Genomic DNA, 12,710 nt, shown 5'->3' on the forward strand with positions numbered 1-12,710 from the left:
CCATAAGTCCGGGTGGCCGACGCGTCGATCAGGCCGTGGACGCCGTCGGCGAGGAGGTGTACGTGACGGCGTCGACGTCCGCGTTCTCGAGCGCGTCGTCGATCGCACCGGAGCCCGCCTCGGCCGCCGCGTCGCTATCGTCGGCCTCGACGACGACGGTCACCGAGAACTCGACGCTGATCGTGTAGGGATCGAACGGGCCGGTCGGGTGTTCGTACACCTCGGCGTCGTCGATCCGCCAGTCGGAGACGGTGCCGTCGGCCGCCAGGGTCTCGAGATTCGCGGCGAGTTCCTCGGTCGCTTCCTCGCACGCGGTCGTGTCGCTTCCGCCGTGTAGGGTGACGAGCGTCGTTCCCGTCCGCGAAACTGCAAACTCCATACCACCCTCTACCAACTGCGAGGGTTTGAACGCTTGGTCTGTACTCACACGCTTCCGATCGGATCCCGCGGCGCGCTGGCGACGAACGGGACGACTACCGCTCGAGGTCGTCGTACACCCGTCCCAACTGCTCGAGGGAGTGATCGACCGAGAGCATTCGCCGCCGGCGGCGACAGAGATCCGAGAGCCGATCCCGCTCGGCCAGCGTTCGCCGGATCGCCCAGCGGAACTCCTCGAGATCGCCGGGATCGTATCGATACCCCGTCTCGCCCTCGATGACGCTGTCGACGAGCGCTCCCGCGTCGACGGCGACGACCGGCGTTCCGCAGGCGGTCGCCTCGAGCGCGACCAGTCCCTGCGTCTCGACCGGACTCGGGAAGACGAAGGCGTCGAGCGCCGAGTAGAATTCGGGTAACTTCGCTCGTCCGAGAAAGCCCGGAAATCGCACGTCGGCCTCGGCCGCCTCGGCGTGGGTCTCGAGGTCCGGACGCGCGGGCCCGTCGCCCGCGAGAACGAGCGTGTAGTCGGTGCCGTCGACGGCGTCGATCGCCTCCTCGAGGTTCTTCTCGAAGCCGTGACGGCCGGTGTACCCGAGCAGCGGGCCGTCGGGGAGGTCGTAGCGGTTCCGGAACGGCTCCGAATCAACCGGTCGGAAGAACTCGGTGTCGATGCCGTTCGAGAGGACGGTCACGTCGACGTCCGCTTCGACGTGTTCCAGGAGGTGTCGCCGGGCGAACGACGTCGGCGCGGTGACGTGATCGACGCGCTCGAAAAAGCCCCGTTCGTAGGCGCGACAGGTTCGTTTGAAGCTGCCGACCAGCGAGGCGGGTACGTGCTGGTGGACGCGGTCCTCGAGGAGCGTGTGATACGAGGCGACGACGGGAACGTCGCGCTTGCGAGCGAATCGGACCCCCGCTGCGCCGACGGTGAATGGCGTATGAACGTGGACGACGTCGGGCGTCTCGAGTCCGTCGGGCATCGTCGGCAGTCCGAGACGGTACTGCGGATACAGCGGCGCGCCGACGCTCGGGAGCGCGTACTCGCCGTCGCCGGGATCGTAGCCGTCCTCTTCGGGGAAGACGACGTCCATCGCCCCGTCTCGACAGCGTGGCCACCGCTCTCGCCAGAGCGCGACCGTGTAGGTGACGCCGTTGACCGTCGGGAGATAGAGATCGGTGAACGCGGCGACGGACTCCGTGGGGGCCATCGAATGACGGTCCGTCGGCAGTGTTCAAAATCGTTCCGAAAATCGACACGTTTCGACTCGCGCGTCGGCCGGTCTCTGGGTCTCTGGTACCGGCCGGCTTACCGCTCCACGCGGTCGGTCCGAAACGCGACGTCGTGTTTCGAGAGTAACGATCGCATCCGTTCGACGCCGCTGTCCGTGTCCCAGCCCTCGCCCGTGTAGTGTTTGTACGGGTGCCGGAGCCACGAGTACTCGCGGTGAGCGAAGACGTCGACCGCGTCGCCCCCGCTCTCGAACAGCGCGACGTGCAGTTGCCAGGTCGCGAGCGGCGACCGCCGCCGGACCCAGCTGCCGGCCGAGAGTCGGCCGTCCCGGTGTACTTTCAAGGCGGCGACCGGCTCCGGCGCGAACGCCATCCTCTCGAGATCCGCCCGGAACTCGCCGAGACCGGACTGGATCGTCCCGACGTACTCGTCGGGATGTTGGATGCACTGTGCGAAGCCACCGAGCGGTTCCTTGATTCGGTGGAGGGTCGGCAGGATGCGACGGCGGACGCGCGTCGACAGATCGATCGCGTGGTCGCCGTCGCGTTCGTCACTCGATGCCACGATTGTACTCTCTATCGGTGGAGACGCAAAACCATTGTGGCTTTCGTCACGACGAGTGACGGGGCCGTGTTTCCACCCGCCCGAGCGCTACAGGTCCTTGAGTCGAATCCCGTCCTCGACCAGTCGCGCGTTTCGTTCTCGGTCGAGGTGGTCGCCGAGGTCGTCGTGTGCGTGCAGTTGCGCGATCACGTCCGCGTAGAGCGTTCGCCACGCGATCGCGTAGATCGGCGACTGGCCCCACGCTCGCAGCTCCGGGACCAGATCGTCGTAGGTCTCGTGGCGCTGTTCGAAGCGATCGATCGCCTCGAGGACGCGAGCCGCCGCTTCGCGCTCGTCCTCCGCGTCCTCGATCGCTCGGTTCAGCCGCTGTTCCCAGCCGGCGACGGCTTCCTGCATGTCCGCAGCTACGTTCTCGTCGTCGTCGGGCAGTCGCTCCAGTACCGGTTTCGGGACGCCGAGTGAGATTTCGTCCATACCGGACGTACGCAACGGGCTGGGAAGAAACTACGGCCCCCTCGCACCCGGCAACGAATCAGGGCCACGTCGCCAGCATCACTTCGTCGACGTACGCGTCGTCGATCCGGTACTGGTCGACGTGTTCGCCCTCGCGCTGCCAGCCGTTCGCCTCAAGGAACTCGATCGCCGCCTCGTTCGTCGCGGGAATGTTCTGGTAGATCTTGTGGTAGTCGGCCCCGTCGGCCCACTCGAGACCGTACTCGAGGAGGGTCGAGCCGACTCCCATGCGGCGGAACTCGGGATCCACGCCGACGGTCAGTTCGGCGGTGTGGCGCAGCGAGGGCAGTTCGTGGGCGTCGACGTGGAGCCAGCCGATAACCGCTGACTCGCTCCTGGCGCCGGTCTCCGATTCGCCCCCATCGGCCTCGTCGCCGTCGCGGTCGGGTTCGAGGATCGCGACGAAAAACACCCGCGAGCGTTCCTCGTTCGCGCGAACGAGCGCGGACTCGCGCTCGAGTTGCGTCGCGACGTTCTCGGCGACGATGTAGGTCCCGCCGGCGGCGACCTCGCGCATCGTCTCGACGATGCCGGCGCGGTCTTCCTCCCGCGCCAGTCTGAGGGTCACCGTGCCGGCCTCACACTCGAACTCGGTCGGCGTCGCCGAGAAGTCGACGCGGATCTTGCCGTTCGATTCGGTCAGGTAGCCCCGGTCTTTCAGCGACTCGAGGCAGGACTCGAGGTCCGCCGTCGGGGGACAGACCGATTCGGTGTACGTACCGGATCGAGCCGGTTTGGAGTGTGTCGTCCCCGAATCGACGCGGATCGACCGGGCTAGCTCGTCGGGTTCGACGGCACCGTTTCGCTCGACGTACTCGTACACGGTTCGCTGGATCTCGTCGTCGAACGAAAACGTCGGGTGAACGCTCATAGGGTGATGACCGCTGAGCGACCGTATTAGTATGGTGCCTGTATCGTCCGGCAACGGTGGGTGACCGGCTCCGCAGACGACGACTGTTCCGTGCACCGATCGTTTCGACCCTCCTCGTGGACGTGTTTTCCGACTACGCAGCCGCTATCGTTCCGCGTATCGGTCGATTTACCTGACGTGTTCCACATCGACACGCTCTCCCGGGTACTCCGCCATGGACGATTTTTGCAGACGAGTTCACTAGCTGTCACTCATCTCATTAGACCACTATGACTTTTAAGACGAGCCGACACGCGAGTCGAGATGACAACGTCGGTGTTCAGACTTCCTGCGATCGTTCAGTACAGGCAACACGTCACCTCGGGGCCCCACCTTTCATAAATAGTATTATATAAACGTCTTGCGTCACCTCTCCGATAGTATCACTTGACAAGATTAGTAGATATCTGATAACGTCTAATTACACTATCCCTGATGACGCACTCCGCAAAATAGACGAAATCGCTGAGGGGCGTGAAATCTAACTATCCGACGTAGTACCCTCGAAACTTCTCACGGACGTTTTGGAATGGAAAATGTTTTTCTGATAACGCTTGGAAACGAAACCATGGCCGAGAACGAGTGCTGGATCGCTGCCGAATTGGCGGCTACGGGTGATGCTGACACAGTAATCGAGACCGTCGTCGAGGAAACGGAACGGCACTTTCGTGGACAGAAACAGGGCGAGATGGTCATATTACACGGCAAAGCCTCGTCGTTCGGGGACGTGAAAGGACCGCTGCAGACGGTCGCTGACCACCTCGATCGGCTGGTATTCGTTGGCAGCACCGAGGGTGGTGGAGGAAGAACACACAGTAAATACGTTACCGACACTGACGATCTTCGTAATCCGACCGAGGAACTGGACACCACTCCAGGCAGATGGTGGGTTGGACAGCACTTCGATTACTACACGACGAAGTACGACATCGATGCCGCAGTCTGAGACGACGCTCTACGAACTGTGCCGGGAACTCGACGACGCCAGCCCCGCTGACAGACCAGCGATAGCGTCACGACTGCACAGGTACGTCTTGGAGGACCCAAACGCATGGGCGGAGATCTCCGATCCCGTTGTCGAGTTGCTTGTGCCCCTCATCGATGCACCCGATCCGACGGTCAGAAGCAGAGCCGTGTTCGTATTGAATCACGTCGGTGCCTCTGGTAGCGAGTGGTGCGAGTTCAGCGAGCGCACGGTCACGCAGTCGGAAATCGTCGAGCGGATTCTCGACGTGTTCGACGACGAGAGCAAGACAGTCCGCCAGACCGTCGCTACCCCGTTCTATCTGGAGGACATCGTCCAAGGGGTGCTGGACGGCGACATCGAGGTGTCGTCTGTGCGACTCGCGTCCCGACTGTTCGACGCGTTACATGACTCCGCACCAATCGTCCGAAAGCGCGTCGGGAAGATCGTCTCCACACACGGCGCAGACCTACTCGAAGCCCACCCCGAGTCTGAGGTGGCGGTGGCGTCACTCGTTGAGACGCTTTCGGATCCGGTTGACGGTTTCGGAGTCTATCAGCAGCCAGCCGTATCGCCACGTCGGGCGGCACTGCACACGCTACGCAAGGGGGTCGAACACTACGACACAGCGGTCCTCATCGACCACATGACACCGGTTACCAGCCGTCTTCAGGACGACCGGAAAGCGGTACGGCGAGCAGCCACCTCTCTGCTCGCCGAGTTGTACGACCGGGATGTGATCGTACTGGACCAGTTCGCCGACGACGTCCTCGCGGCAATTGAGGAGGGCCTGTACCCGAAGTGGTGGGACCAATACGACCGGCTGGCACTCGCTGTCGCGCTCACGTCTCCCGGGGCAGTTCAGCCAGTGTGCGAACATTTCCGATCGGGAATTACGGCCGAGAACGCCTGGAAAGACAGATGGTCGGCCGATGAGTCCCTGCTCGTGGCGCTGTCGCGGCTGGTCCGTGTAAGCGACGCGTCGTTCGACCCGGCCATCGAAACGCTCGCGAAGATCATCGCCCGGGACACCACCGCGAGTGCGGATACCGACCCGCTGGTGCTACTTGCGTCGGCACATCCGAAGTTCGTAGCATCGCAACTCAGGGATGGCTATCGGAAATTGGTCGCTGGCGATCTGGACCACAACGCTCGCTTCTACAACGATCGCTTCTATCGAGAACTGGTCGTCGAAGTGGCCGACGAAAACCCGGACGCTATCGATGGAGTGCCCAAGATTCTGGCCGAAGATATCACTAACAGGTACGCCCGTCGGACTTTCTTGGCACTCGTCGAGGCACACCCCGATCGGTCGGCTGCCCACGTCCAAGCGGCGTTCGAAAACGATGACTGGGAACCGCCGCTTCGATTCCGGTACTCGGAGTTGATCGAGACGTCGGCGGCACACTGGCACGACATCCCGGACGGTCTCGTCGAGGTACTAGTCGAAACCGTCGGGGCGGAATCGAAATCCACACTGGACTACACGAAACGCCGTCGCTACGCCGTTCGAGCGCTGGTCGTGCTTCACGAGCAGGGGTTTTCGGTGCTTCCCGATGGCTTCGAACCGTTCGTCACGCTCTACCACGAGGGTGTCTTCGACGACGACGAGGGGACAGACCCAATCGATACGGCGGCCGCGGAGTCCGCCGGGCTGGTGTGAGCGCCATCAACTGGCCGCTACCCACGCAGTAGGGGTGCCGCAAGACCGGCCACCGGTTGCGTCGGACAGGGAGCAATGCGGTCCCTACCCCAGAAGCCGCTCACGCTGCTCGCGGCTCTTATCGAGATGTCGTACGGATCTCGAAGATGAGGTGATCTGCAAGATACGCGCCTTATATTTCGCATGCCGCCACAAACATCATCTGTAATTGGGAGGCATATCTGTGAAAAGTTCGCAGCCAAAGTGATCAACGCTCTCAGAAAATATCTCTTGAAATGAAGTCACACCGGGAGTACTCCTTAGTAAAGAACTTATCAGCCCTCGATTGACCTCATCTCTTTGAGACTGCTCAACAGGTCATTATTGTCTTCTACTGTGCGTATCTTCTCGCATGTATTCAGTCGCTCGAACCCAGACCTGGTACTTCGAATCAAAGTTACAGAGGCATGTCTAAGGATTTATCCATCAGAGCCTCTCTCTGATCCCATCTCTCGTGAAACTAGTGATCACCAGTTTCTGCACATTTGGTATAGCCCTATACCATTTACAACTGCGGAGTGGGGCTGCCCACGGCGGGGACTCGACGAGACCGCTGGAAACCGGGTAGCGGTGTCTCTCGAGGGGCAGGAAGAGGGCAATTTATCGCGGGTGATCCCGTCCGTTTGCGGTCTGAAGACGAACAGGTCGCCGGAATCAGTTTTCGTCCGGTCGACTCCGGTGGGGATCTCGCCTAAACCGCGGCACGCTCGAGTCGTCACCGAGATGCTCGATCGGGACAGCTATCCGGCACCTGCAGTCCCGTCGGTTCGTCGTCCGCGGTGGCGGGTATCCGTTCTGAGTCACTAATCAGATATCCCGCCGCTCGTTCTGAGCTACGGCCGGTGGCGACTGCGTTCAGGTTGGCAACTCTATTCTGAAGGGGCGACTGACGGACTTGTGTGTGCTCTCGCGTGCGCGCGCACGTAGCTCGGAAGTGCCAGGAGCAGCCTCGGAGGTCCCAGGAACAGCCCACCACGGTAGCTGTTCGATCGGCTCGAACTCGTTATAGTCGTCCGCCGTCAGAGCAGTTCCTGCGCCGGGCTTCGCGGTGGCCGTTCGGGACCTCGAAGCAAGGGTTCGAGGGGGCTATCGGGTACTCTATCGGTGGGTTACGAACTGATAGTTCCGGAACCCGCCCGAACTGGACGACCGCGATGTCAGGGCCGGCTCTCGAACCCACCCGATCGGGGACACCCGCAGTGGTGACTCTCGGGTCTACACCTGGCGGCTGCCGACGCCGCTGGCCCGAGTCGCCGGGGTCACTCGCGTACCGTTCCGTGAAACGAGTCGTCGCTCGATGGCAACCCGGCATGAGTACTTCGGTGTGCGCCGTTCGGCTCCTCTCCCGATTCCACCCGGCGGCGTCCCGCTACTCCCAACGCTCTAGGCGTTGATCGCAGTCACTCGGCGATAGTGGTCGATCCGATCGCCCGCTCCGAGTTCGATCCCGCCCAAATCGGGCTAACTCCCGTCCGATAAATCTCATACCACGATACAGAATTGCTTTCGGAAGTTTCGGAACCGGGACGCCATCGTTTACAACGATCGACGGAGAACAGAGCGCCTGTGATCGTCGACGACCGGGTCCTGCGCGAGGATTTCGTGCCCAGCGAGGTGGTGCACCGCCACGACGAGGTGAACCTCCTCTCGGAATCCCTCGAGCCGCTGCTGCACGGCCAGCGGGCGGATCCGGCCTTTTGTTTCGGACCGACGGGCGTCGGGAAGACGTGCATCGCCCGCTACACGCTCGCCCAGTTGTGCGAACAGGAGCCCGCGGTCGAAGTCGCCTACGTCAACTGTTGGCAGGAGTACACCCGATTCCGGGTCCTCTACAGCGTTCTCGAGGCGGTCGGGCGAACGATCGACATCCATCGATCGACGCCGAAGGACGAACTGTTCGGTCGGTTACGCGAGACTGACGACCGGCCGATCGTCGTCATTCTGGACGAAGTCGACCAGTTGGAGGAGACCGCCGCGCTGTACGACCTCCACCGACTGGGACACGTCTCGCTCGTGTTGATCGCCAACCGCGAGGAGGAACTGTTCGCGGGCTTCGACGACCGGGTGCGGTCGCGGCTCCGCGCGGGGACCCGCGTCCGGTTCGATCGCTACGGGACCGACGAACTCGCCGCTATCCTCGCGGAACGGGCGGACAAGGCCCTCGAGCCGGGTGTCGTCAGCGACGAGCAGTTGCGGACGATCGCCGACGCCGCGTCGGGGGACGCCCGGGTCGGGATCGGTATCCTTCGATCGGCCGCTCGGCGAGCGACTCAACAGGGGCGCGAGCGCGTGACCGACGACGTGCTCGAGGCGGCGATTCCGGACGCGCGGACGGCGATTCGGCGCAAGACCGTCGAGGGGTTGATCGAACACCAGCGGGTGCTGTACGATATCGTCGCGGACGTCGGCGAGATCGAACCCGGGGACCTCTACGACGAGTACGAACGGCGGGTTGACGACCCGAAGACGAACCGAACGCTGCGAAACTACCTGACGAAGATGGTCCACTACGACCTGATCGAGGCGGTCGGCGAACGCCGCGGGCGAACCTACCGGATCATCGACGATGATGCGGTCGACCGCGAGTGAGAGATCTCGACTACTGCGTTCGGTAACGATGCTGTACCGGTACTCTGGACCGATCGATCCACGTGCGGTGGCGCGCGCTACGCCGTGGTGAGTGAAAAGCGAACCACGGTTCGAAGTCGTGCGAGGTCTTCGTGAACTCGCTCGAATTCACTACCGTTTCCTGCTACAACGGACTCGACGAGTACGTCTCTGGCTCCGAGTTGAACGGGTAGTTCGCACGGAGAACATCCTGTACTCGAACAGCGCCCGCGGAGTGTATGGTGGTGGTTAGGCTTCGAACGGCGCTCCGCGGGCACTCCCACCGCCCACGCCACCGGTAAAGAGTATAGTGACAAAACCGTCACAGCGTCGCCGAACCGACCACCGTTTCGGAATTCGGAATTGTCCTCGATCGACGTTATTCCCCTCGAAACGGGTACTCTCGGGCCTATTAGTCGATTCCTACTCGGTTTCGGAATTCCGGAAACGGTGCTCCGGCGCTTATCCGACTCTCGCTCGAGTCTCCATCCATGCACACTCACACGCCCGCGTTCGGACTCGAGTTCGATTCGGGACTGACGCTGCTCGAGGTGCCGTCACCGCGTTCGACGATCCTCCACCGACTCGTCGGTGCTCGACTGACCGAATCCGCGACCGAGACGAACGCCACGGCGTACTGGATCGACGCCCGAAACGCGGCCGCGACGCACGCGCTCTACGACTGCGTTTCGAGCGACCGAGCGCTCGAGCCCCTGCGGATCGCGCGGGCGTTTACGGCCTACCAGCACCACTCGCTGGTCCGGCGAGTCACGCGCCGGGCGGGGCCGGACGCGGAACTGATCGTCGCACCGAACGTCGCCAGTCCGTATCACGACGCCGACCTGCCCGACTGGGAGCGCGAGGACCTGCTCGCGGCCTCACTCGAGACGCTCGCCGAACTCGGCCGCGTGCTCGACTGCCCGGTAGTAGCGACGAGCGCCGACGACGACCGCGCCGCGACGGTCGCGGAGTACGCAGACGCGGCTATCGAGTGCGTTCGCACGCGCGAAGGACTCCGACTCGAGCGCTCTGACGGCGAGGCCACCGAACGCGAGGACGGAACCGGCGCCTCGATCGACGAGACGGCAGGCTACTGGCACGAGACCTACTGGCAGACGACGATTCCGTACTGGGTCGACTTCTACGGCTCCGCGGCGGACGTGCAGTCCGTCGTCGAGGCCCACGACCGAGGACTCCTCGAGGTGACGCCCTGATGGGGCGAACGAACCCGACCTACCGGGACGCGCTGCGGGGCCTCGAGTCCGAGTGGGAGCCGATGCGGCGCGCGCTCCGTCGGGAGTACCAGACGGACTTCGATCGGTTGTTCGACCGGGGCCGCACGTTCGCCGACGCGGCGGGCTACGCGAACCCGACGGATCCCGAGCGGGCGCTGTTGCTGTCGCTGGCGCTCGCCCACGAGGTCGAGTTGCGTCGACTGCGGGCGGAACTCGAGGAACGCGAGCGGCGCGACGACCGGACGGCACCCGAGGCGCGAGACGGACGGACGACGGACGGAGGTGACGACCCCGAATGAGCCGAGCGGATCCGTACACGTTCGAGTTCGAGGACGGTGCCGTCCGGGAGTGGAGACTGACCGATTCGGGTGCCGAGCCGACGCTCGTCGAGGACTACGCGCCCTCGCTGTTCGTCTCGGGACCCGACGACGCGCTCGCGGATCTGCGGGCGCGCCTCGAGGCCGACCCCAAGGTCGTGAACACGCGATTCGAGCGGTGGGCGACGGACCTCCACGAGGCCCACGTCGGCGAGCGAAGCGAGTTGCTGCGGGTCGACTGCGAGCGCATCGACGACGTTCGCCAACTCGCCCGCGAGATCCGCGGCGTCCACGAGTCCGGCACCCACGCGCCGGGCACGTTTCGGCTGTTCGACGCGGACCTCGAGCCCGGTTTTCGATACTGTCTCGACCGAGGGATCGATCCCGCGCCGACGCAGGAGTTACGGACGTTGCGACTCGAACTCGAGGATCACGCGCTGGCCGACGGCGACGTCTCCGCGCTTCGATTCGAGGGAGAGCCCGTCACTGGCGACGAGAGCGGTGATCCGCGATCGGTGCTCGAGACGCTCCGAACCCGCCTCGAGCGCACGGACCCGGACGTGCTCGTCGTGAGCCACGGCGACCTGATTCCGCTGCTCTCCGAACGGGCGGCGGCACTGGGACTCGCGGACGACGCGTTCCACCTCGGCCGCCTGCCCGGCTGGACGCAGTTGGCCGGCGAGAACACCTACGAGAGCTACGGACGGGTCGGTCACTCGCCGGCGCGGTATCGGGTCCCGGGTCGAGCGATCGTCGACGCCTCGAACAGCTTCCTCTGGAATCAGTCGGGGCTGGCGGGGCTCGAGTACATGGTCCGACGGACGGGCCGCCCCCTGCAGGAAGCCGCCTGGGGGAGCATCGGCACGCTGTTGACCTCGCGCCAGATCCGGATCGCTCGCCGCGAGTGGGACGTCCTCGCGCCGCGGAGCAAATGGGAGCCGGAGCGCTTTTCCGACGCCTCGACGCTGCACGCGGCCGACCGCGGCGGCTTCACCTTCGCACCGGCGGTCGGCTTTCACGAGAACGTCCACGAGATCGACTTCGCGTCGCTGTATCCGCGGATCATCTGCGAGTACGACGTCAGCCCGGAGACGGTCGACTGCGCACACGACGCGGGCGATCTCACCCGCGATAGCCACCGCGTGCCGGAACTCGGCTACGAAATCTGCGAGCACACCCCTTCGGAGACTCCCACTGACACCGCGTTTCTCCCGTCCGTCCTCGAGCCCCTGCTCGCGGATCGAGCGGCGATCAAGGACCGACTCGCCGACGACCCCGCCGAACCGGACGCGAGTCGGCTCCGGGCCGAGTCGGGTGCGATCAAGTGGGTGCTCGTCTCCTGTTTCGGCTACCAGGGCTACCGGAACGCCAAGTACGGCCGGATCGAGTGCCACGAGGCCATCAACGCCTACGCCCGCGACGTCGCGCTGACGGCGAAACGTCGACTCGAGGACGCGGGCTGGCGGATCGTCCACGGCATCGTCGACAGCCTCTGGGTGACGCCGCGCGACGGCGTCGATCCGGACCCGCTCGAGCGAGTGATCGCCGACGTCTCCGAGCGGGTCGGTATCCCGCTCGAGCACGACGGCAGCTACGAGTGGGTCTGTTTCGTCCCGTTGCGCGAGTCGATCGGGAGCGGGACGGACGCGAGTGCGGCGGCCGGGACGGCCGATCCGACGGCAGCGGGCGCGCTCGATTCCGGACCGGCGGGCGCGCTCACGAAGTACTTCGGCAAGCGCGACTCCGGCGCGTACAAGTTCCGTGGCATCGAGGTGCGCCAGCGGAGTACCCCGGCGTTCGTCGCCGAGAGCCAGCGGGCGTTCGTCGAGGTGCTCGACCGCGAGCGCGAGCCCGAAGCCGTCTGTGACGTTCTCGAGCGCCGACTCGGCTCCCTCCGGCGAGGTGAGATCGATCCGAGCGACCTCGAGATCACGATCCGGGTCTCGAAGCCGCTGTCAGCCTACCGGAACCGAACGCGGACCGTAGCGGCGCTCGAGCGGTACGAGCAGCACGGAATCGATCGCCAGCCCGGTCAGTCGATCCGATACGTCGTCGCGGACGACGATGCCCGCGGTCCCGAGCGCGTTCGACTCCCGTTCGAGGCTGGGACGTCCGCGTTCGAGGGGGGAGCGTACGATGCCGACTACTACGCGACGCAACTCGTCCGGGCCTGCGAAAGCGTCCTCTCGCCGCTCGGGTGGGACCGTTCGCGGATTCGGCGCCACCTCTCCGACGGTCGACCGACGCGACTGTCGGCGTTCACGGAGTGACGGCCGTCGCTCCCGCCCC

General features: G+C 64.3%; 11 protein-coding genes. 6 read left to right on the forward strand and 5 right to left on the reverse strand.

What is annotated here, in order from left to right; translation table 11 throughout:
- Window positions 1-28 precede the first annotated feature (28 nt).
- The 5 genes from ACSFC7_RS08835 to ACSFC7_RS08855 all read right to left on the reverse strand — a co-directional run bounded on the left by ACSFC7_RS08835 (window position 29) and on the right by ACSFC7_RS08855 (window position 3,557).
- Window positions 29-379, reverse strand: coding sequence for a hypothetical protein (locus ACSFC7_RS08835; protein ID WP_436347344.1), 351 nt, complete (start codon window positions 377-379; stop codon window positions 29-31).
- A 94-nt stretch (window positions 380-473) separates the two neighbouring features.
- Entirely contained in the window at window positions 474-1,586 is a 1,113-nt protein-coding gene (locus ACSFC7_RS08840) for a glycosyltransferase (RefSeq protein ID WP_436347345.1), read from the reverse strand.
- A 98-nt stretch (window positions 1,587-1,684) separates the two neighbouring features.
- Window positions 1,685-2,173, reverse strand: coding sequence for a hypothetical protein (locus tag ACSFC7_RS08845; protein WP_436347346.1), 489 nt, complete (start codon window positions 2,171-2,173; stop codon window positions 1,685-1,687).
- A gap of 87 nt (window positions 2,174-2,260) precedes the next feature.
- Window positions 2,261-2,647, reverse strand: coding sequence for a hypothetical protein (locus ACSFC7_RS08850; RefSeq protein WP_436347347.1), 387 nt, complete (start codon window positions 2,645-2,647; stop codon window positions 2,261-2,263).
- Between the two features lie 58 nt (window positions 2,648-2,705).
- Window positions 2,706-3,557, reverse strand: a complete 852-nt coding sequence (locus ACSFC7_RS08855) for an N-acetyltransferase family protein (RefSeq protein ID WP_436347348.1) — start codon at window positions 3,555-3,557, stop codon at window positions 2,706-2,708.
- Between the two features lie 607 nt (window positions 3,558-4,164).
- On the opposite strand from ACSFC7_RS08855, the gene ACSFC7_RS08860 reads away from it, so the two are divergent.
- From ACSFC7_RS08860 to ACSFC7_RS08885, 6 genes are all read left to right on the forward strand, one after another.
- Window positions 4,165-4,542 (forward strand): hypothetical protein, encoded by a 378-nt coding sequence (locus ACSFC7_RS08860; RefSeq protein ID WP_436347349.1) that lies wholly within the window; start codon window positions 4,165-4,167, stop codon window positions 4,540-4,542.
- Window positions 4,529-6,223 (forward strand): hypothetical protein, encoded by a 1,695-nt coding sequence (locus ACSFC7_RS08865; protein ID WP_436347350.1) that lies wholly within the window; start codon window positions 4,529-4,531, stop codon window positions 6,221-6,223. Before ACSFC7_RS08860 ends, ACSFC7_RS08865 begins: the two co-directional genes overlap by 14 nt.
- A gap of 1,605 nt (window positions 6,224-7,828) precedes the next feature.
- Window positions 7,829-8,851 (forward strand): Cdc6/Cdc18 family protein, encoded by a 1,023-nt coding sequence (locus ACSFC7_RS08870; RefSeq protein WP_436347351.1) that lies wholly within the window; start codon window positions 7,829-7,831, stop codon window positions 8,849-8,851.
- Window positions 8,852-9,360: 509 nt separating this feature from the next.
- Entirely contained in the window at window positions 9,361-10,083 is a 723-nt protein-coding gene (locus ACSFC7_RS08875) for a hypothetical protein (RefSeq protein ID WP_436347352.1), read from the forward strand.
- Window positions 10,083-10,403: a hypothetical protein gene (locus tag ACSFC7_RS08880; RefSeq protein WP_436347353.1), complete on the forward strand. Its 321-nt coding sequence runs from the start codon at window positions 10,083-10,085 to the stop codon at window positions 10,401-10,403. The genes ACSFC7_RS08875 and ACSFC7_RS08880 overlap by 1 nt, the downstream gene beginning before the upstream one ends.
- Window positions 10,400-12,691, forward strand: a complete 2,292-nt coding sequence (locus ACSFC7_RS08885; RefSeq protein WP_436347354.1) for a DNA polymerase domain-containing protein — start codon at window positions 10,400-10,402, stop codon at window positions 12,689-12,691. The genes ACSFC7_RS08880 and ACSFC7_RS08885 overlap by 4 nt, the downstream gene beginning before the upstream one ends.
- The last annotated feature ends 19 nt before the right edge of the window (window positions 12,692-12,710 follow it).

The sequence above is a fragment of the Natronorubrum halobium genome (genome assembly GCF_051351675.1).
Taxonomy (GTDB): domain Archaea; phylum Halobacteriota; class Halobacteria; order Halobacteriales; family Natrialbaceae; genus Natronorubrum.

Coding starts and splice junctions, on each gene's coding strand:
- ACSFC7_RS08850 (WP_436347347.1), bottom strand. CDS start 2,647: ATGGACGAAATCTCACTCGGCGTCCCGAAACCGGTACTGGAGCGACTG.
- ACSFC7_RS08875 (WP_436347352.1), top strand. CDS start 9,361: ATGCACACTCACACGCCCGCGTTCGGACTCGAGTTCGATTCGGGACTG.
- ACSFC7_RS08885 (WP_436347354.1), top strand. CDS start 10,400: ATGAGCCGAGCGGATCCGTACACGTTCGAGTTCGAGGACGGTGCCGTC.
- ACSFC7_RS08865 (WP_436347350.1), top strand. CDS start 4,529: ATGCCGCAGTCTGAGACGACGCTCTACGAACTGTGCCGGGAACTCGAC.
- ACSFC7_RS08880 (WP_436347353.1), top strand. CDS start 10,083: ATGGGGCGAACGAACCCGACCTACCGGGACGCGCTGCGGGGCCTCGAG.
- ACSFC7_RS08840 (WP_436347345.1), bottom strand. CDS start 1,586: ATGGCCCCCACGGAGTCCGTCGCCGCGTTCACCGATCTCTATCTCCCG.
- ACSFC7_RS08835 (WP_436347344.1), bottom strand. CDS start 379: ATGGAGTTTGCAGTTTCGCGGACGGGAACGACGCTCGTCACCCTACAC.
- ACSFC7_RS08860 (WP_436347349.1), top strand. CDS start 4,165: ATGGCCGAGAACGAGTGCTGGATCGCTGCCGAATTGGCGGCTACGGGT.
- ACSFC7_RS08855 (WP_436347348.1), bottom strand. CDS start 3,557: ATGAGCGTTCACCCGACGTTTTCGTTCGACGACGAGATCCAGCGAACC.